The following is a 21,404-nucleotide window of genomic DNA, read 5'->3' on the forward strand; positions in this document are numbered from 1 at the left end:
GTGCCGGACCTACCGCTGCCAGGTCCGGGCGCCGATGACCAGACCGGAATCCCAGTTGAGCAGCGTCACGTGCATGCCGTCCTGGGTGGGGATCTCGGCCAGGAATTGCCCGACCCTGGTCGGCTGCCCGGCCGACCACATCGGCTGCGGCAGCAGATCGTCGCCGATGAACAGACCACCGGGCAGCAGCAACTTGAGCAGGTCGTCGCGGCGGCGGAACTTGCCGGGCCGGCAGTCGGCGAAGACCAGGTCGAACCCGGACCCGGTGTAATCGTCGAGCCAGCTGTCGGCGTCGGTGGTGTGCACGACGATTCGAGCGTCGTCGCCGAGCACGCCGCGGGCCAGCGCGGCGATCGGGCGGTCGGCCTCGACCGTGATCAGCTGCGAATTGGTGGTCATCCCGGACAGCAACCAGGCCGACCCGACGCCGACCCCGGTGCCGAGCTCGAGCACCCGCCCGTTCGGTTTGGACGCGGCGAGGGTGCGCAGCAGCGCGCCGGTCCGGTTGGTGCACGACATCACGAAACCCGCGTCGGCGGCGGCCTTCTGGGCCTGCACCACCAGTGGTGGCAATACGGAGGGTTCATCGTTCACGGCTGTCCTCCAGAGCTCGGGCCAGGCGCAGCGCGCCGTAGGTCAGGATCAGGTCCGCGCCTGCGCGTTTGAGCGCCCGCGCGTATTCGAGTTGCACGGCGATCGGCGCCGACGCGAAGAGTTGGTCCTCGCCGGAGACGCTGAACGCGGTCAGCGGCATCCTGGTCATGCCGCGCAGCTGGGTGAGCAGATCGATGGCGGTCATCGCCGGCTGCACCAGCAATCCGTCGGCGCCCTCGTAGATCCAGCGGACGGCCTGGTCGAGCGCTTGGCCGGGCTGGCAGGAGTCGATCTGGAAGCCGCGACGGTTGCCGCGGCCGGGGTCGGTGTTCATCGTCGACTTGTAGACACCGAACAGCGCCGAATCGAAGATCACCGACGGTGTGACGCTCACGTCGGTGAATCCGGCCTCGTCGAGTTCGAACCGGATCGCCTGCACCGAGCCGTCGAGCACGGCCGCCGGGCCGACCATGTCGGCGCCGGCCTGCGCGTGCAGCACCGACATGCGTGCCATCAGTTCGTAGGTGCCGATGATGTCGGTGTGTCCCCGCGAGTCCAGCAGCACACATTCACCGGTCTCGGTCCAGGCGCAGCCGCACACCTCGGTGGCGATCACCATGTCCGGCACCGCGTTTCGAATGGACTGGATCGCATCGATCATCATGTTGTCCGGCTTCAACGCGTCGGCGGCGTCGAGGGTCTTGTGCTCGCCGTAGACGAGCACCCGGCAGGCTCGCACCCCGGCCGCGTCCAATTCCTCGGCGTAGTCGGCGATCCCGGACAGCGGCACCGCACCGGGCAGGTACCGGTAGCGGGCCAGGTCGCGGTGGTCGGGCTGCACGAGGATCGGCGCGACCAGATCGGCGGGGGTGAGCAGGTCGCGGTGCAATAGCTTGCGCATCCGCGATCGAGCCCGCAGTGGGTTGACGCCGGTCACGTCCAACCTGCGGCGGACCGGGGTGATGGTAGGGCTCTCGGCCTTGGTCATCAGTGGTCGCCCAGCCCGACCACGAGGTGCCGGGGGAAGCCTTCCGGCCCGCGCACGATCTGCCCTTCCGGTCCCGGCAGCGGCCACGGATCGCGCAGGAACAGCTGACGCACCGACTCGGCGACCGTCGCCGCGCCGAGGCCACCGCCGACGCAGTCGTGGTGACCGAGACCGAAATGCAGCTTGTAGATGTGCGGCGGCCGGTCGAGCCGGAAGGCCGCAGGCTCGGACACGTGATCCTCGTCGGACATCGCCGATTCGAGGGCCACCAGCACCAGGGTGCCCTCGGGGATGGTGGTCCCCCGAGATGTTCCCGCCGCCACGGTGTACTCGTTGCGGGTCACCCGGGAAACCATCTTGAAGAACGGGTTCAGCCGCAGGGCCTCCCACACGTACGGGTCGAACTGCTTCGGATCCTGCGCGACGTCTTGCAGCGGCAGCTCCGGGTGGCGCAGCAACTGCTCCACCAGCTGCGTCGCGGAACTCATGCCGTTCTCCACGAAGCCGAGCAGGATGCCACCGAGGTTGATCGCGGCCCGCTCATCGTCCATGTCCAGGCCGGAACCGATGCTGGTGCTCTGCAGCCTGGTCAGCAGATCGCGGTGCGGCACAGTGACTCCCGCGCGCCGCTGCGCGACCAGGTCGCGTATGCAGCCCATCAATTCGCCGCCGGCGTGCTCGGTCGCCTTGCGCATCTCCGAGTCGTTACTGAAGTTGGTCACCATGTCCGCGAGGATGGGTCGCACCCAGGCCGACAGGTCGTTCGGGTCCGCGCCCCGAAACCCCAGATATTCCAGGCACATTCGGATGATCACCTTCCGGACGAACCCGCTGGCGATATCGATCCGGCGGGTCGGCCAGGCCTCGTCCAGCGCTTCGGCGGCGAAGCGGCCCGCCACCTCCCTGAGCCGAGCCAGATCCTCCGGGGCGAGCATGACCTGCATCAGCCCGCGTTCCCGCCAATTGATGACGTCCCCATCGGTGGCCAACATGTGCCGCCCACCCAACGCGGTGGCCAGCGCGGGGTCGTAGCGGACGTTGAATATCTCATGGCGCAAGAGCACCTCGGTCACGTCGGCATACCGGGTCACCAGGGTGAACGCCGGCGTCACCAGGATCGGCCGGTGGGCGCGGAGCTCGGCGAACAGTTCCTGCGAGTCGCTGAGGAACCATTTCTGTAGCAGTTCCACCTGCCCCATCGGACCGGCGGCGTCGTACTGTTCCAGATAACCGCCTGCGATCGTCTCGGTTGTCGTCATTGGATCGACCTCCATCTAGTTGTTGGTGCGGGTATGCGGTCAGTTGGTCGTTCAGGAGAGACGGCGCGGGGCGAACGCGAAAGCCGCTGCGGGAACGGCGATTCCGTAGCTGCGCAGCTGCTGCGCCCGGGTGAGCACGGCGGCGCCTTCGAGCAGATTCCGGGCGATCTGGACGACGGAGCGATCGGCCGGGTCGGACAGGAAACCCGAGCCGGTCCACTGGTTGAACGCACCCATCGCAGGCCCGCACCAGATCTGGTAGTCGCCGCGGCGGGTGTCGTCCCCCTGGATCGCCCACCGGCTGGACATGCCCAGATACCAGCGGAACACCAGGGCCATCCGGTGCTGTTCGTCGCGTTCGGCCCGGACCACCTGGTCCGGCTCCCTGTCCTGCCAGAAGGCGCGGGTACCGGCCCACACTTCGTCGAAAGAGGTTCGGAACAAATCCTTTTCGACCTTCGTGCGGGTCTGCTCCGGGACGTCCGCCCACGCGGCGTGACTCGAATAGATCCGATACAGGCGCTCCGCGCGAAAGGGAAACATGGTGCCCCGGCGCAGCACCTGCAGCTTGACCCCCAACTCGAACATGTCCGCCGCGGGCGCCATCGCCACATCGGCCAACCCGGCCCCGGCGAGCATGCGTTTGGCGTCGGCGGACAGGCCGGACTCGATCGCGGATTGATTGATGGAACCGGTCAGCACGTAGGCAGCGCCGAGCGCGAACGCGGCCGCCACCGCACCCGGGGTGCCGAGCCCACCCGCCGCGCCGACCCGGATCGGCCGGTCATAGCGGTGCCGGCGAGAAATGGTGTCGCGCAAGGTGAGAATGACTGGAAGCAGCGCGGTCAGTGGCCGGTTGTCGGTGTGACCGCCGCTGTCGGCTTCCACGGTGATGTCCTCGGCCACCGGCACCTGGGCGGCGAGTTCGGTCTCCTCGGGGGTCAGCTGACCCCGCTCGACCAACTCCCGCAACAACTCCGCGGGCGCGGGCGCCAGGAAATGCGCGGCCACCTCGGGCCGGGATACCTTCGCGAAAACACTGCGCGGGCGATGAATTCGGCCATGCGCATCCTTGATCAGCCCCTTCGCCGCGATACGCACCACGGCGGGGGTGAGATCCATGAACGCCGAAAGGGACACCGCCGGTACGTTGTTCGCAATCAGCAGGTCGGCCACCGCGTCCTCGGTGGCAGGCTCGGCGGGTGAATGGATGAGGTTCACCCCCCAGTTGGTCCGGCCGGGCAGGGCCGAAACCAGTTCCGCGACAGCCGCGGCCACCCGCTCGGGCGCGAGTCCGGCGGCACCGAAGAAGCCCATCATTTCCGCCCGCGCCATCGCGACGACCATGGCGGTGGTCGCGATGCCATTTGCCATTTCCCCTGCGACATAAGGAAAGCGGACGCCGTGCGCCTCGCCGAAGGAACGATCGCCGAGCCGTTCCGGATAGAGCGGAGGCAGCAGACCGACGACCGAATACGCGCCGGTCCCGGGTTCCACGACCCCGCCACCACCGACACCGATCGCCGACCCGCGGTCGCCGGTGAGGATATACAGCGGCTCACGGATGCGCGCCGCGAATGCGGCTATCCCCGGTCCGCGGAACACCGGCGGTTCACCCTCGGAGTGCCAAGTCAGCGTTGCACCCTCGGTCCAGCGCGTTCGAGGCAGCACTTCAGGTTCCATGCGCACGGCCTTAACTGTCGGCGTCCGAACGGAATATCCGTCCGCAACCAATTCTTGGGCAGCACGGTCGCCGATTCCATGAGAAGAAAGTAATAGGACCGGACCGGTACACAATGGATCCGAAGGTTGCAGCGTCCGAGCATTGACCGATTCACGGCGTCCTGTCCACACTGAATGCGTTACCGGTGTTCGACATTCGACCCGAGAAGGAATACATGTCCGCAGGTCACGGCTTTGCCCAACATCTCGACCACCAACAGGGAAATTACCTGAAATACCTCGAGGGGGTCCTACACACCATTCGCCGGTTGATACCACAGAGCCTGCACCATCGATTCGACACGATCGTGGCGAGTGGACCGGCCGGAGCTATCGCCATGGTCGTTTTCTTTGCCGCCCTTCCCATTCTGGGGATATCACTCTTTTCCGGCAAGAAGCGAACGGCCTGTGCCACGAAGAGAAACACGGAGGTATGAGAATGAAAGCCCGGAGCATCGCCACCGACGGGGCGGCGAACCGCCTGCGGTACCTGGCCCTGACGAACGGCAAACCCGTGTGGGATCTGGCCCAGCGCTACGCGCCGGTGCGGGAGGGTCTCAACACCTATCTGATCGATCATGCGATCCGCGAGATGCCGCCGCGGCCAGAGCCATTGAGCACCATGGCGCCGTACACCTCATGGTCGTCGCTGAACGACCGCACCTACAGCGGGCGGCACCTGCCGCCGATCGATGACGCGGAGACCGGCAGGCCGCCGGTCAAGGCGACCGAGAGCCTGTTCACCCGTGCGGGCGGGATGATCCCGTGCCGTCGCTCGACGGTCATGCTGGCCTATTTCGCGCAGTGGTTCACCGACGGCTTTCTGCGCAGCGACAGTCACGTGCCGCCGGACCCGCGCAAGAATTCGTCGAACCACAGCATCGACCTGAATCAGCTGTACGGGCTGACCGACGAGGCAACGACGCAGTTGCGCAGCCACGAGGGTGGAAAGCTCAAGAGCCAGTCCATCAACGGCGGCGAGTTCCCGCCGTACCTGTGCGAGAACGGCAAGATCAAGGCCGAGTTCTCGGCGCTGGGCGTGGTCCATTGGAACGAGCTCAACAAAGCCCAGCGCGACGCCTTGTTCGCCACCGGCAGCGACCGCGGCAACAGCCAGATCGGCTTCACCATGCTCACCGTGTTGTTCCTGCGTGAGCACAATCGGCTGGCGCGACTGCTGGCCGACGAACACCCGGACTGGGACGACGAACGACTGTTCCAGACGACTCGCAACATTCTCATCGTGGTGCTGCTCAAGCTGGTGCTGGAGGAGTACATCAACCACATCACGCCGTACCATTTCCAGTTCAAACTGACCCCGCGACTGAGCAGCGATGTGGCGGATTCGCCGTGGCAGCGGCAGAACTGGGCCTCGGTGGAATTCAATCTGGTTTACCGCTGGCACAGTCTCATTCCGTCCGTTCTCACCGTCGGCGGGCGCGAGCTGCCCGTGACGCAGACCCTGTACGCGGGCCCGATGCTGCCCAAGGCCGGCCTCGGCCGCACGTTCGAGGAGGCCTCGCGGCAGGGGGCAGGCCAGATCGGGCTGTTCAATACCGACCCCTCACTGGTCCCCACCGACCTGGCCAGCATCACCCGCTCCCGGCAGTTGCGGCTCGCGCCGTACAACGCCTACCGCAAGCACCTGAAGATGCGCCCGATCCACGACTTCCGGCAGCTCTCCAGCGACCCGAAGGTGTACGGCGCGGTCCGCGACATGTACCGCAGCGTGGACGACATCGATCTCTACGTAGGGCTTTTCGCCGAGGAACGCGGCTCCGACGTGGCCATCCTCGGGCCGCTGCTCACCAAGATCATCGCGATCGACGCGTTCTCCCAGGCACTGACCAATCCCCTTGTCGCGCCACGCATTCTGAACAAGGAGACGTTCACCGAGATCGGCATGGAGGTCATCGACTCCACCCAGACACTGTCGGATGTGTTGCACCGCAATGTCCCCGAGGATCCCCAGCCCCGACTTGTGACCATGACCCGCCAGGATGTCCAATGACCGTGGCCGAAAAGGCGCAGACGCTGATCGCGGACGCCGCGACCCTCCAGGAGTGCGCCACCCGACTGGAGGAACTCGGCACCCGCCTGCAAGGGTCGGTCGGCGTCTCGTCCGAGTTCTGCGCCTTCATGACCACGTACGCGGCCCGTTGTCGCACTGCCGCAAAGGATCTCGAGCTGATCGTGGCGCGGCTGACCGGCACCGCCTCGGCCGGCCAGCACGCGGCGGCCGGCGCGGTGCCCATGCCGCCCGGAGTACAGACCCTGCTGCAGTACTCACAAATGGCCGTGAGCAGACTCCCCATCCCCGGCAAGTCGTTCATCGTCGGCCGCCCGCCCGACCCGGATCAACACTGAACAGCTAGCCGTCGCCAATGGCACCGCACTGACGTGCGGTGCCATTGGCGTGTGGTCCCACGATCGACGTATTCCGATCCAAGGCCCCTGCCATAACGAATAGGTGGACATGTGATGCGCCGACCGGCGGGTCCACCTCGATGAATGGGAGAAACAATGCGTTTCGATTCGGCCGTAGCCAGGACGGCGCGCGGTGTGGCGGTGGCCGCCATCGTGCTGACCGCCACCGGTGTCGCGGGCGCTTCCCCGACGACCGACTCCGGCAATCCGTCGCAGCCGGTCGTTGTGTGCACCGACGCGGAGGAGGCGGCCGGGGCGACGGGAACCACCGCCGACGACGACACCGCGAAGAAATGCCATATAGCTCGGGCGAAGAGCATGTCCGTTCGACTCTGTGTCGAGAATGGCGTGGCTGCCAAGGCCGAGGGGAAAGAACTGTCTGCTGACGTGCAAAAAGCCGACAGCGACATATGTTCACAAGCGTTGGACCGCGCCGCGTCGGCCGCCGCGGCACAGAGCGCGAGCGGCGCCATCGGCGCCGCTTCCGGGGATGCCACCGACGATTACGAACCCGCCGACATCGATGCCATGGTCGACAAATACGAGAAGGCTGTCACAGCCGCCAAAACTCCCAGGGACCTCATCTTCGCCACCAGCTATGCGGCCAATGCCGCCTCGCTGGCTGCCGAGAGCGCCGGGGCACGGAACGTGCAGAAGAACCAAGCGGCCGACGCGGCCGAGCGCAGGGCGGTCGAGGCGTTGAAGAAGGCCGGCTGGAAACCTCCGCAGAGCTGATCAGCTCGTCGACGAGGGTCGAGCCTGGATCGACGCCGTTGTCGGTCCAGGCTCGGTGCGGGCGTCGTTGCCCGGTGGCCGATCAGCCGGTGGGGTAGTCCCACTCGCGGACGGTCACGCTCTCGTCGGACACTTCGGTGTGCACGAAATAGAGGTCGCCGGAACGGTTTCGGATCTGCGCCGAGCGGAGGTCCGCGGCGGGCACGACCTGGCTGGGATGGACCGCTGCGCGTTGCGCCACGTGGTCGCGCACGGCTACCTCGATGAGTCTGCGCATTTCGGTGCAGTCGGCGGGCAGGTCGTACAGGTCGGCGACCGCGTTGGGGAACCAGTCGAGGCTTTCCAGATCGAGCAGCGTGAGATGCGTGGTGCCGTCGTGGAAGGTCGACAGGCCGAAGCCGGGGACATGCCGGCGATCGCGGAGAAAGGCGGTTCGCTCATCGAGGGACGGGCGGGCCAGCGGGCCCATCGGCAGCAGCAGCTCGACCAGCCGGAAGCAGACCAGCGGTCGATCGGCGGACGAGATGCGGACGTCGAACATGGGCAGCATGTCGTTGTCGCCGTCGAAGCCGGCGAAGCGTGCGTCCACCCGGAGCAGGCCGGTGTCGGGGAGCGGGTCATAGAAGTCGGCGGTGGCCAACCGATAAGGGAATCCGACCTGACCGGGGTCGATGCGGTCGGACCACAGCCACAGCTCGGCGTGCGGGATGACGTGGATCGCCGCGTCCAGTAGCCCCGGGTGCAGGTGGCCGCGGGGCACACCGCCCCGCGCGACGTCCAGGACGCCGGATGCCCCGAGCTGCCCTTCACGCAATTCGGTCAGATACTGGAAAGCCTTGCCGTGGAACACCCTTCCGCGCGCGTAGGGCAGCTCGGTGCGACACAGCGAGGTCAGCGGCAGCAGCGTCGGTGGCAGCGGTGGAGGAGTGCCGACGAGGGCCGTCCCCGTCGCGACGGTCACGTCGTCGGTGGATCCCTCCCGTCGGCACCGGAGTTCGAGGTGGATGGAGTTGTCCGGTGCGGCAGTCACTTTCGTGCTCAGCCGGACCGGACGATCGATCAGCAACCATTCGCGGACCCGGACGTCGCGCAGGCCGGTCACCGGTTTACCGCTGTGTTCGGCGGCGGCACTGGCGATCCGGTCGAGAATCGACATCATCGGCAGGGCCGGAGCCGTCCAGATCGGGCGGTGATCGGCGAGCCACGTATCGACCGCCGGATCGAGCACCTCATCGGCCGAAATCGCATGGGCCCCAACGGCCGTGACGATGCGCATACCGAGGTCCGTCGCGTGATAGATCCGGCGGCCGTCCACCCAGAGCCAGGCGTCCGCGACCGCGAACGGGCCGCGGTCATCGGTGCCCACCTCGACCACCTCCAGCTCCACAGTGACTATGCCGTCCTCAGGAATCACCTGCCCGCGGAACTTCCAGGTCACGGGATGCTCGTCCATCCTGGTCTCGAAATGCGGTTCGGCGAGCCCCGCCGCCATCCCTTTGCCGATCATGTAGCACTGGAGCAGTTGCAGCATCGCCTCGAGGCCGAGCGAGCCGGGCTGTACGGGGTCCTGGAAGAAGTGCGCGCGGAAGTACCAGTCATCGGGACGGACCGTCTTCTCGGCGCGAAGCCTGCCGAGTCCGGCCCGGCCGCCTTCGGGCCAGTAGCCGGTGATCCGGTCCAGCATCAGCAGCATCGAGCCCGCCAGCGATGGTGGACCGGCCCGCAGGCTGTCCAGATCGACCGTGGTGGCGGGCGGCAGCTGAGTTCGCTCCGCGTCGGTGGGCGGCAGTCCCGGTTGCTCGGCGAACGCGTCCGGCGGGAAGAACCCGAAGACGCAGTGCAACTGGGCGACTCGGCGATCGTCGGCGAACACCGTCAGCTCGAACGAGTCGATGATCATGTCCTCGGTCCGCGAGCGGCGGACCAGTTCGAGTTCGGTCCGCAGTACCTGGGTGGCCGAGGTGATCGCCCCGTCCAGGGTGCCGTGTCCGTCGAGATTGCGGAACAGGAGCTCTTTGGTGCCCGGTCCGGAGTCGCCGGTATAGAGCGCGAGCCAGCCGCATGGTTGCAGCGCGACCTCGAGCAGCACGCAGAACGGCATCGCGTGGTCGCCGTTCTCCGACCAGTACCAGGCCGTGGCCGGGACGTCGTATTCGACGGTCATCGTGCTGCCTACCGCGTCGCCGGGCAGGCAGGCGAGGTCGGTGATCCTGGACATGAAATGGTAAGGCGGACCGGGCAATCGGGCGGTTCTGGTCGCGCCGTCCAGGCCTGCGAGCCTGGCGCCCATCATGTCGCCGGGGCGGCCCCAAGCGCACGCGAGCAGCGACGCGTAGCCGAGCTCGGCATCGGCGGCCACTGCGACGGCCTTGGTCTCCTGATGACCGGCCAACCCGCCGAGACCGGACAGTGGTACCGGCGTACCGGTCTGCTGCACCGCGGGCGGGCCGAGGTGCCGCCAGTGGTCGAGCGGCCAGTCGGGCACCAGCCGAAGGGCAAGGCCCGCAACGTGAAACGCCTTCACCCCGTCGACGCTGCAGAGCAAGTCGGCGGTCACGGTGGGATGCGGGCCCGCCATGACATGATCGACGAACAGCTCGTAAGTAAGAACCCGACTGGTCGGGGTCGCCTGGCCACGGCAGCGCATCTGATAGCTCTGATCCGGCACCGTCTCGAATCGCCAACCGTCTTTGTCGAGCGTGTATCCCAGCGCGGTGAGGTAGAACGCCATCGTCTGCAGGCAGCCTTCGAGCATCAAGGTCCCCGGCATGCACGGGTCATTCGCGAAGTGCCCCTTGAAGAACCAGCTATCCGGTGTGATCGGCAGCTCCGCGCGCAAGTAACCACGGTGATGCGGGCCACCGTCGGGATCGAATTCTGTTACGGTCTGGAACATTTCGAGGCCGGGGTGGATCAGCCGCGGCGTGCGCACGTGTGCACCGGCTTTCGCCCACTGTGCGCCGAAGCAGTCGGCGAGTCGGCCTGCGGCGAAGGCGGCTACCTCATCCGGTCCAAACGGACGCGGCTCGCTGCTGACCACCGGCCGCTCGGACGGCCGCACCGGCGCCGCGAGATCGGCGGTATGCCACAGCACGCCCTTGGAATTATCCAACTCCGCGTCGGTGAAGAATCCTGCCTGGCCGTCCCGAACACTCAGCCGCAGTTCACCATTCACCCAGCAGTCGTAGTGGAAGAAGAACAGCCGGACCCCGTCGTGCTCGGCATGCCCGTCGATGGTGATCTTGAAGGTGAGTGTCTCGCCGGGGACGGGCGGGCGGCCGTGGTAGGTCGGCGTCATGCCGAGCAGCCGATAGACCCGCTCCCCGTTGTTCTGCAGGTCCACTCCGAGCCAGCTGATGAGCAGCAGATCCGCCTGCCCCGCCTCGATCATGATGCCGCCTGGCATCTGCCCGGTCGGGTCGAGGTACCAGGAGTCCAGCCGCACGTCGGTCTGGGTCCAAATGGTGCCGGTGCTCATGGAACCCGGTGTCGCGTCGATCCGCAGGACTCGGTCGGCGAGCAGCATAGGCGGTGCGGGCATTCTGGTCTGCCTGCGCTGGTCGTCCTGCGCGGCGAACATGGGCCCGAACACGGCCGAGATGGGTCCGGTGGCAAGGAACTCCAGCGCATCGCGGTCGAGTGCGGTGTCACGAAATGCCGCATGCGGCACCGGATCAGCGGCACCACGCCCGAGCAGCTCGATCGTTGATTCTCGATGGCTGAGGAACCGGTGCTGGAATTCGTGTTGGAGGGCAAGAAAATCGCGATGGGCGCGGCTGACTGTTTCGTGGTGGACGACAAGGGCCGCAGCACCCGAGCGAGCGGATGACGGTGGCAGCACGGTGACGTGCTCAGCACGTGCGGGCAGACGCGAGGTCGACCGGGCGGGCTCCGAATGAGCTTGTCCGAGAACGGGATCAGCGGTCGGCGACGGCTGATGGACTGCCCGCTGCGCCGACTCGGGCAGTCGGATGGCCGGCGGATGCGCGGCGAACCGCAACAGCCTGCCCGCCTCGACACTGCCCTCCTGATAGCACTCCGCCAGTCGCGCGTACAGAGCTTCGTCGTCGACTTCCACACCGGCGGCGATCAATTCCGCCACGCACCTGGCCAACTGATGCACCCCGGACCGGCCCGTCTTGTCCAACGCCACCGCGAGGTGTTCTCGATCGCCGAGTGTCTGTCCGATCCAGTCGGTACACACGCCCTGCGGACCGTGCTCGATAAAGATCCGGACGCCGTCCGCCCAGGCGCGTTCGACAGTGCCGCGAAAGTCCACGCCGCGCAACGCGTGCGCGAGACTCGCGTCGGCGGCCGCGTCGGCGTCGGCGGTGAACCAGTCCGCTCGGCCGCAGCTGTAGAACCGGACGCCCGGCACCGGCGCGGTCGGGCGCAGGTGCAGGCTGCGCCACTCGTCCTGCACCTCAGCCAGCAGTGGTGCGTGCACCGCGAGGTCGTAGTCCAGTGGCAGCGCGTACTCCGTGTCGAGTCGAGCGAGTACCCGGGTGCAGGCCGTCGCTTCGCCGCCGATCGCACAGGAGACGGGCGAGTTGACCGCCATCAGATAGACCGCGGGCTCGTCCTCGAGTACCTGCCGCATCCGATCCGGTTCCACCGCAACCACATAACCCGACCATCGTTCACCGGTGATGCCCTCGCGCTGCCAAACCCGGCGGACGGCGTCGAACTCTCCAGCGAGTTCCGTGGTGAACAACGGCGATTCCCGAAGGTCCTCGATCAGCGCCGCCAGGTCGTGCCACGCGCCGAGTGCGGTGAGGGCCGTGCTCTCACCCGACGAATAGCCCAGTGCCGCATGCGGAGTGACGCCGAGAACGTATCGGGTGAGGTGGGTATGCAGATGACTGAGGTACGCCGCCCCGCAGATCCGCAACACCGCGTCGTTGGGCCGCGGATCGCCGTCGTACACCCAGGAAATCGCGTCGACCAGCGGTGGGCACTGGGCAACCAGTTCGGCCACCGGCTGCGGAAAGGCAAGGCCGAGTTCACGTCCCATGCCGGGATAGGCGGCCGCGCCGCCGGTGTAGACGAAGGCGATCTCACCGTGGATGGGTGTCTCTCGAAACACCGCCCAGTTCGGCTGCGGCACTTCCCCGCGCAACCAGCGGCCCGCCTGCTCGGTTCGTTCGGCAAGCTGATGCCGATCCGTGGCGAGCACGACCAAACGGGCTGGGCCGGAACGGGATCGATGATCTCGCTCGACCGCCTCGATCACCTCGGCTCGGTTCGCGCCGGCGTACACGTACGGTCGAGGCGCCGGTTCGGCAAGCCAGCCCGCGGCATCGCCGGCTCGCAGGCTGGTCCGAACCGGCGCCGCTCCGATCGGGTCCGTCGTCACCTGCGCGCCCGTGCCCGCGAGCCAAGGGCGGGCCGGCGCGGCGAGGGACGGTCGGGCCCGATGATGCAGGGCCTGCACCGCGGCGGCCACGGACACCAGCCCGCTGGCCGCGTGTGCGGACCCGAAGAGATCGGAAATCTCGCCGCCGAACTCCGGCACCGCATGGTCCGAATCGAGGATCGCCAGGACCGGTTCGCCGTCCCGCCTGGCATGGTCGAGATTCTTCAATGCGAGCACCACGGCGGCGTCCCCCGATGCGCGGCCGAGGCCGAGCGCGGCCATGGCGGCGCGGTGCACCGGTTCGTCGGACAGGTCGACGGCACCGACCAGCGCGGCATCCGCCTCGCCCGCCCGAATGGCCCGGGCGGCCACGTCCAAGGCCACCTGCCCGGAGGCTTCCTCGGCGGAGATCGCGAAGCTCGGACCGGAAAGGTCCAGCTGCCAACTGATTCGGTTGGCCACCATGTTGGCGAGGCAGCCGAGCACGGCGGCGGCATCGAGCGGCGGCACGATCGAGTCCGCCGACTCGGGCTCGATGCCGGGCAGGCCTGCCCGCACCCGCCAGCGCAGGTTGAAGCGCGCCAGCTCCGGATCGCATCCCATGCCGACCAGGACGAGGGTTCGGTCGCCGACCAATCGAATCCCCCGTGCCGCCTCGCGGGCCGCCTCCAGGACGAGCAGCTGCTGGGCTTGTGCCGCATCGAGATCGGCGGGCGGAAACCGCAGCTCGTCGAGTTCTACGTCGACGGTCTCCCTGGTCGCGGCCCCTACGCCGGTCAGCAGCGCCCTGGTGAAATCGGCGGTGTTTCGACCATCACCGACCCTGGCGCCGATGGCGACAACGGCGACCTGTGGCGTGGGCGGCCTACTGCCGCGTGGCTTCCGCAACGCGGCGGCCAGATCGTCGGGACCATCCGTCCAGGAGTCCACGATCAGGTGAGCGTTGTTTCCGCCGAAGCCGAACGCACTGATCGCGGCCCGGCGCGGACCCGCCCACGGCTCGTTTTCCCGCAGCACCCGCAGCGGAGTTCCGGCCAGCGCGCGCAGCGGCTGTCCCACCCCTGGCGTCAGCGGCCGCACCCCGGCCTCGATCGCGCCGAGCATCTTGAGCAGACCCGCGACACCCGCCACCGTCATCAGATGACCGAAGTTCGCCTTGGCCGAGCCGATCGGAAGATCGTCCGAGTCGGCGAAAATACGCGCGTTGCTTCGTACTTCGGTTGTATCGCCGATCGCCGTCCCGGTCGCATGGCACTCCAGCAGTGACACCGTTTCCGGCGCGAAGCCTGCCGTGGCATAGGCCTGCCGCAGCGCCCGTTCCTGGCCTGCTTGATGGGGGACGAGCAGCCCGTCGCGCCGGCCGTCGTTGCCGACGCCGATCCCGCGCAGCACACCGAGGATCGGCACGCCGCGCTTGACGGCGTCACGCAGCCGCATCAGGGCCACCATCCCCGCACCCTCGGCGGGGACGAGGCCGTCGGCGTCGCTGTGGAAGGGACGCGACCTGCCGGTGGGGCTCAGTGCCGACAGTGCGGTGAATCCGATGTGCACGAACAGATCGTCGGCACTGTTCACCGCGCCGGCCAGCATCAGATCCGCGGTACCGTCGTGCAGCCGATCACACGCCAGCTTCACCGCGTACAGCGACGACGCGCAGGCGGCGTCCAACGCGAACGCACCAGCGCCGAGGCCGAGCGCGCGGGCCATCAGGTGAGTGGTGAGCCCAGGCCAAAACCGGCCACGCGGATCGGACGCGAATTCACCACCCAGCCAGCTGTTTTCGGCGTAGCGCGCCATCGTCACGCTCGGCAGCGTCAAGTTGCCGAGCACCAGTCCGCAGCGGTCGAGCTCCGGCACCCCCTCGCCCGCCTCGCGCAGCGCCTGCCTTGCCGAATCCAGGCCCCAGCGGAAGCCAGGGTCGAGGGCGTGCAGATCGTCGGGTGCCAGCGCGAAACCGGCCGGATCGAAGGTCTCGTCGAATCCTGTGACGTAGCCGCCGATTTCATGCAGGACGAAGTCGGTGCTCGGCGTCAGCACCGAAGCAGGAGGCACCCGCCACCTGCCGTCGGGAGCGGTGGCCAGGCTGGCCCGACCGGCAATCACCAACTCCCACAGGGCCGATGGTGACAGTGCGCCGGGCAGCACGCAGCCGCGGCCGACGACCGCGATGGGAGTGGCGGGAAACAGCGACATCGGTGAACCTCCAGATCAGTTGCGGCGATCAACGGGGACGTGCGACCAACTGCAGCCCGGAGAACTCGGCGACGGTTGTGCCGTCCGCCCTGGCCAGCACGGCGTCACACACGGCATCGGCATCGTTGACGGCGACGGCCCGCACCACACAGCGCAGCGGCTCGTCGGTGGGTGCGGACGGATGGAATCGGCACTCGCGAATCGCCATCGGCAGCGTCGTCGCGCCGAGCGCCTGCTCGGCCCAGAGCACCGCGAGTTGGAAGACGCCGTCCACGGCGGCCGGGTCGATCCGCCATGGCTCGTTGGGCCAGCCGAGCTGACGCACCCCGACCACCGTGCCGATTGCCGTTGCCGCCGTTACTCCCTCGATGTCGGTGATCGCTTGGAAGCGAGGTCCGTGGAACAACGCGGGGCCCGCGTATGCCGTGGCGGGGTCGAGCGGGGTGAGCCCGGGACTGTCGCCGAGGTGGGGTGCCCGTGGCATTGTCTCGGCGTCAGGAAATACCGTTGCACGGCAATGATGTTCGCCGTATTGACCGGCCAGCTCGAACGACGGGGTCTGACCTGCCGTCCGGCGCGTGCGGACGACGAAGTTGGCGCGCCCGGAACTCGGCACGGTGGCCTTCGCGAGGACCTGCACGTTCTGTGCCACCAACACGCGCTCCGACAGCCCCGCGTCGGCGTCGACCGCGGCCCGCAGAAACCAGTCGAGCATCATCGCCAACGGGACGACCCGGCGTCCGACGATCATGTGGTCGCCCAGCTGCGGATGGGACGCGTCGCTCACCACGATCTCCGCCGTGCGCTCCGCCGGATCGGGATCCATGGCTACGGCATCGCCCGCCGCGAGGAGCACGCGGACGTCCGGCGAACCCGAAGTCAGCTCCGCAACGAAAGCCCTTGCCCCCAAATCTAATTCGATCAGCTCCACGTTGCGCTGCCGGAACTGCTCGGCAAGCTCGGGTCCGACCATCCCGCCCTGCCACGGCCCCCACGCCAGCGACTTCACCACGATGCCTTGATCTTTCGCCCGCCACCCGGACGCCAGATGTTCCAGGATCCGGTTCGCCATGGCGTAGTCACACTGGCCGGGGTTGCCGTAACTGGCCACCACGGAGGAGAAGACACAGACGAGCCGCAGCGGATCGGCCTGAAGCTGTGCACACAACTGCCCGAAGCCCTCGGCCTTGATCCCCATCACCTGCTCGAACTGCCGGTCGGTCTTGTCCGCGACCAACCGGTCGGCCAGCACACCCGCGCCGTGCACGAGGCCGGTGATCGGCCCCCACTTCGCGCGGACCTCGGCCAGCGCCGCGCGCACGGCCGCCGGATCGGTGATGTCCGCGGCCAGGTAGAGGGCAGGCGAGCCCGCCGCCTCGAGTGCCGCCACGTTCCGGCGGATCTCCCGGACGGCCAGCACTCGGCGCACCTCCTTGTCGATATCCGCCGGATTCGGGCGCCGGCTGCTCTGCCTGGTGCGGGCGATAAGCGCTTGGCGCACAGCGGATTCACCCTCGGCGGCGCGCAGATCGGACGGCTCCACCCCCAGGGCCGTCCGCCCGATCAGGGCCAGCCGCGGTCGGCGCGCCCTGGCCAGCGCCAGGACGCAGGCCGCCGTCACCCCGCGGCCGCCGCCCGTCACGACGATCACCGAGTCCGAGTCGATCGTCTCGTCGATCCGTCCTGGCACCAGCGGATTCGGCCGCAACCGCAGCTGGCTCCTGCTGCCGTCACCGCGCAGCGCCACCTCCGGCGCGGAGCCACCGCCGAGCAGTTCGGCGGCCAATGCCGCGGCGATGTCGGTCGAATTGCGTCCTGCGCCTTCGCAATCGATGGCCTTCACCGTCGCGGCGGGCCACTCCCTGGCACAGGTGCGGGCCAGTGCCGCGAGTCCGCCCACCCAGCCGCGCCGGGCCGAGGTGCCGCTGATCCCGAAGTCGCCGCCGGTGTCCTGCACGGTGACGAAGGTGCCGCCCTTGGCCGTCATGCGCGGCGCCACCGCTCGGGCACACCGAAAGGCCTCGCGTGCCACGTGAATACCGTCGCCCCTGGTCGTGATGCGGCGCAGTCCACCGAGGAAGACGACGGTGTCCAGCAGACCGACGGTGTCCGCGTCGGCGTCGGTGTAGAGCACCGCGGTCACGCCCGCGTCCTGCAGCTTGGCGATCAACGCCTTCGCGACGCCGCCGCCGTCGTCGGTGACGGCGACGGTTCCGCGCAGCAGGCCCGGGAGCACCAGGCCAGGCGGGGTGACCGAGATGAGTTGCGGTGTCAGCCGCGTGAGGCCGGAGGATGGTTCGCCCTCCTCGTCGTCATGCCCATTGCTCTCGCCTCGGTGCCGCGACGGAGTGGCCTGCTCGCGGGCCGCTTCCGGCCTGCGCAGGTAGCCGGAGATCTCCCCCATCGTGCGCAGCCGAGCCAGCTCGGCCGGATCCAGCTTCGGCAGGCCCGGGACGCGCTGGCGGATGGTCGACAGGATCTGCACCCGCTTGATGGAGTCGACGCCGAGGTCGTGTTCGAGATCCATGTCGGTACCGAGCATGTCGACCGGATAACCGGTCAGTTCGGCCATGATCGCGAGCAATGTTTCCTCGATGTCTGCCGAGGCGGCTGCTTCGGTCGGTGCCGGAGCGACGGCCACCGCGGCCGCGGGCGCGTCTGCCGGTGGGGCCGTCCGGGCAGCGCTCGCGAAATCCGCCGGAACAGCGACAGCCGAGTGGCCGGTCGTGCTGGAACCTGGTGTGCGCGGCGCGACGTGCTCCGCGGCCACCGGCGGCGTGGCCGCGTGCCCGTTGCCGATGGCCTGCTCGGGGGTCGCATGGACGGTCGGCATCGGCAGTGCGACAGGCAGATTCCGTGACTCGCGGACGGGGATAGAGCCGAAGTCGGCCGCCGGCGCTCCGCTCAGTGCGGTGATCATGCCGTTGAGGGTGGCCTCGCTGGTCCGCAGATAGGCGACGTGGCCGTCGGCCAGTGCGCGCTGATACGACGAATGCACCTCGCTGGTCTGCCGCTGGATCTCTTGCAGCGCCCCAAGCCATTCGGTGGGCTCGGCCGCACGCCGCGGCGGCCCGATCTCGTCGCCGGCGTGGTCGGTACGTGGCACGACCACGCCGGTCGTGGTGCGGATCGAATCGTCGTGATCAGTCGGCATCGGGGTCTCCAGTTCGTCGGCATGGGGCGGATGGGGCAGTCTCTCGTCGGTCGGCCGCGGCGGGATGACGACTTCCCTTGGCGGGTAAGGCTTTCCGTATTGCGTGCCGAGGAGCTCGACCGTCATCCGGTTCTGCTCGATCGGTGCGTGTACTCGGGACGGAAGTCGTAGCGGCGCAACGTCGACGGCCACGCCGTGCACGGCCAACTCGGCCAGTGCCCGCTGGAACGCGGTGACACCGTCGTGTCCCTTGCGGTCGAGGGCTACCGCGACATGTTCACGGGGACCGAGGATCCGGTGCACCAGACCGGTCAACGCGGCGCCCGCGCCGAACTCGACGAACGTGCGCGCCCCCGCCTCGTACATGGCCTCGATCTGGTCGGCGAAGCGAACCGGTGAGCTGAGCTGGCGGACCAGCCGCGCCCGGATCTCCTTGCGGTCGGCGGGATACCGTGCCGCATCGCTGTTTCCGTATACAGGCAGCTCAGGGGCGGTGATCTCCAGTGCGTCCAGGAAGGCTTGTAATTGCTTGCCCGCCGGTTTCACCAGTGGGCTGTGGAAGCCGGTCGAGGTGTTCAGCCGGACCGCGGTGACACCGCGGTCCCCGGCCCGCTGTTCCAGTTCGGCGAGGGCGTCGTGGGTGCCCGACACCACCGTCTGGTCCGGACCGTTGAGGTTGGCCACCCACAAGCCGGTGGCATCGCCGATCAGGGTAGCGGCCAGCGCGGCGTCGCCGCCGAGCATCAGCATCCCGCCGAGCTTGCCGCCCGCGTCGCGCATCAATTCGCCGCGCGTTCTGGCCAGCCGCACCAGCGCCCGCAGGTCGAAGCAGCCCGCCGCGTGCAGTGCGGTCAGTTCGCCGAAGCTGTGCCCGCCCAGCAGGTCCGCGTGCAAACCGACCTGGTCCGCCAGGCGCAGTTGGGCCGCACACTGCACGGCCAGTGCGGGCTGTGTCCACTCGGTCGCGCGGAGGTCATCCTCCAAACTCTGTCGATCGTCCGCGTCGAAAACCGGACGGGGGAAGACGATCTCGTGGATGGCTCGGTCGGCGAACCGCAGGTCGGCCGTCTCGTCCCAGGCCGCAAGGGCTTCGGGAAAGGCCATCGCCAGATCGGCGCCCATGCCGGTGTATTGGGCGCCCTGCCCGGAGAACAGGAAGGCCACCTTGCCCGGGGCCGCCGGACCGGTCCGGTACTGGATGCCCGAACGGGTGAAGGGCTCGGCGGAGTCGGTGGCGAGTCGCTGCGCCGCCTGTTCGGCGAGTTCGTCCAGCTCGTTCTGGCCGCCGACGATCGCCAGCCGCAGCGGGTCCGACGCTCGGAAGTCGGCCCGCGAACCGGCCCGCAGCCGGTCGACCAGTTCTTCTCCAGAACCCGCGCTGAGCAAGGCCAGCTCGGTGGACAAGGGATACATCCGCTCCGCCGCCCGACCGCCCCGCGCGGGCACGTACTCCTCCAACGTGACGTGAAAGTTGCTGCCGCCGAAGCCGAAACTGGACACCGACGCCCGGCGCGGATGGTCGGAGCCCCTGACCCACGGGCGCTTCTCGGTGTTGAGGTAGAGCGGGCCGTCCTCGAGGTGGAGCGCCGGGTTGGGTCGCTCGACCTTGATGGTCGGCGGCAGCACTCGATGCTGTACCGCCAGCACAGCCTTCAACAAGCTCACCGCGCCCGCCGCCGATTTGGTGTGCCCGAACTGCGATTTCGCCGAACCCACCGCACACCACCGACGGCCCGGCGGGCCCGCTTCAGCGAAAACCCCGGACAGCGCGGACATCTCGGCCAGGTCCCCGGCCTTGGTACCGGTGCCGTGCGCCTCTACCAGTTCGACAGTGGATGGTGAGTACCCGGCCATGTCATAGGTCCGCAGCAGCGCCCGTGCCTGGCCTTTAGGTACCGGCGCGTAGATCGCGGTGCCCTGACCGTCCGACGAACTTCCCACTCCGCGTAACACCGCGTAGATCCGATCACCGTCGCGCTCAGCGTCGGCCAGCCGCTTGAGCGCGAACATCGCCAAGCCCTCGCCGAGCATGGTCCCGTCGGCTTGATCGGAAAACGGACGACAATCCCCCGACGGCGACAACGCAGGCGTCTTGCTGAAACACATGTACATCGTGATGTGGTTGAGCGTGTCCACCCCGCCGACCAGCATCAGATCGGTTCGGCCCAGCTCCAACTCGGCCACCGCCGCCGACAACGCCGCGAGCGAGCTCGCACAGGCCGCGTCGGTGGTGCAGTTGATGCCGTGCAGGTCGAGCCGGTTCGCGATCCGGCCGGCCACCACGTTGCTGAGCAGGCCGGGAAACGTCGCCTCCTGCCACGGCGCGTAGCTGTCGGCGATCCGATCACAGATCTGCTCGGCCTCGACATCGGGAACGCCACTGTCCCGCAGCGCGTTACGCCAGACCGGCCGCTGCAATCGACACGCCATGTGCAGCAGCAGTTCCAGCGCGCCGGTGCCGATGATCACACCGGTCCGTTCCCGCACCGCCGCGGCCAGTTCGCCGCCGCCCGCCGCGTCGCGCAGTGCGCGCTCGGCCACCGGCAGCGCCAGCAGTTGCGCAACGTCGGTAGCGGGCAGCGTGGTCGGCGGGGTGCCGTAAGCCAGCGGGTCGTAGCTGGTCGGCGACAAAAAAGCACCGCGTCGCGCATAGGTTTTATCCGACGCCTTGGGGTCGGGGTCGTAGTAGTCGTCGAGCAGCCAATGACTCGGCGGGACGTCCGTCATCAAATCCCGACCGGCCAGTACGTCTCGCCAGAAACCGGAAACATCGACCGAGCCCGGCATCAGCGAGCTGATACCCGTCACCGCGATGGCGAGACGGCGAGGCTTCGGTCCGCGAGGCCCCTTGTCTTTTATAGGAACATTCTTCACGATTTGCAACATAACCACTTGGAAGCACACCTGAACAATACGAAAAACGACCCGGGCCGAACGATGTAGACTGCAACTTATCTAGCTATCTAGCTATCTCAA

Annotated in this window: 9 protein-coding genes; 3 read left to right on the forward strand and 6 right to left on the reverse strand. The window is 67.9% G+C overall.

Translation table 11 applies throughout. The features are described 5' to 3' along the window. Positions 1 to 9: 9 nt before the first annotated feature. From ACIBK2_RS03290 to ACIBK2_RS03305, 4 genes are read right to left on the reverse strand one after another with little or no spacing between them, the layout of a single operon-like run. Entirely contained in the window at positions 10 to 594 is a 585-nt protein-coding gene (locus tag ACIBK2_RS03290) for an O-methyltransferase (protein WP_396963116.1), read from the reverse strand. Continuing rightward, positions 584 to 1,582, reverse strand: coding sequence for a hypothetical protein (locus ACIBK2_RS03295; RefSeq protein ID WP_396963118.1), 999 nt, complete (start codon positions 1,580 to 1,582; stop codon positions 584 to 586). The genes ACIBK2_RS03290 and ACIBK2_RS03295 overlap by 11 nt, the downstream gene beginning before the upstream one ends. Next, positions 1,582 to 2,841, reverse strand: a complete 1,260-nt coding sequence (locus tag ACIBK2_RS03300) for a cytochrome P450 (RefSeq protein WP_396963120.1) — start codon at positions 2,839 to 2,841, stop codon at positions 1,582 to 1,584. The genes ACIBK2_RS03295 and ACIBK2_RS03300 overlap by 1 nt, the downstream gene beginning before the upstream one ends. 51 nt (positions 2,842 to 2,892) lie before the next feature. After that, positions 2,893 to 4,524 carry a PfaD family polyunsaturated fatty acid/polyketide biosynthesis protein gene (locus tag ACIBK2_RS03305; protein ID WP_396963122.1) on the reverse strand — a complete coding sequence of 544 codons (1,632 nt, stop codon included), beginning with the start codon at positions 4,522 to 4,524 and terminating at the stop codon, positions 2,893 to 2,895. 478 nt (positions 4,525 to 5,002) lie between these two features. Here ACIBK2_RS03305 and ACIBK2_RS03310 point away from each other — a divergent pair, with 478 nt between their 5' ends. The 3 genes from ACIBK2_RS03310 to ACIBK2_RS03320 all read left to right on the forward strand — a co-directional run bounded on the left by ACIBK2_RS03310 (position 5,003) and on the right by ACIBK2_RS03320 (position 7,725). Next, on the forward strand, positions 5,003 to 6,574 hold the full coding sequence (locus ACIBK2_RS03310; protein WP_396963124.1) for a peroxidase family protein: 1,572 nt from the start codon (positions 5,003 to 5,005) through the stop codon (positions 6,572 to 6,574). Beyond that, complete coding sequence (locus ACIBK2_RS03315) at positions 6,571 to 6,930, forward strand: hypothetical protein (RefSeq protein WP_396963126.1); 360 nt, start codon at positions 6,571 to 6,573, stop codon at positions 6,928 to 6,930. Before ACIBK2_RS03310 ends, ACIBK2_RS03315 begins: the two co-directional genes overlap by 4 nt. 156 nt (positions 6,931 to 7,086) lie before the next feature. Then, entirely contained in the window at positions 7,087 to 7,725 is a 639-nt protein-coding gene (locus tag ACIBK2_RS03320; RefSeq protein ID WP_396963128.1) for a hypothetical protein, read from the forward strand. Positions 7,726 to 7,807: 82 nt separating this feature from the next. On the opposite strand, the gene ACIBK2_RS03325 is transcribed toward ACIBK2_RS03320, so the two are convergent. Together ACIBK2_RS03325 and ACIBK2_RS03330 are read right to left on the reverse strand one after the other, a co-directional pair. Next, positions 7,808 to 15,274 (reverse strand): beta-ketoacyl synthase N-terminal-like domain-containing protein, encoded by a 7,467-nt coding sequence (locus ACIBK2_RS03325; RefSeq protein ID WP_396963130.1) that lies wholly within the window; start codon positions 15,272 to 15,274, stop codon positions 7,808 to 7,810. A 28-nt stretch (positions 15,275 to 15,302) separates the two neighbouring features. Beyond that, positions 15,303 to 21,302 carry an SDR family oxidoreductase gene (locus tag ACIBK2_RS03330; RefSeq protein WP_396963132.1) on the reverse strand — a complete coding sequence of 2,000 codons (6,000 nt, stop codon included), beginning with the start codon at positions 21,300 to 21,302 and terminating at the stop codon, positions 15,303 to 15,305. Between the last annotated feature and the right edge of the window lie 102 nt (positions 21,303 to 21,404).

Origin of the sequence: Nocardia sp. NPDC050175 (assembly GCF_044459885.1) — a bacterium.
Lineage (GTDB): Bacteria > Actinomycetota > Actinomycetes > Mycobacteriales > Mycobacteriaceae > Nocardia.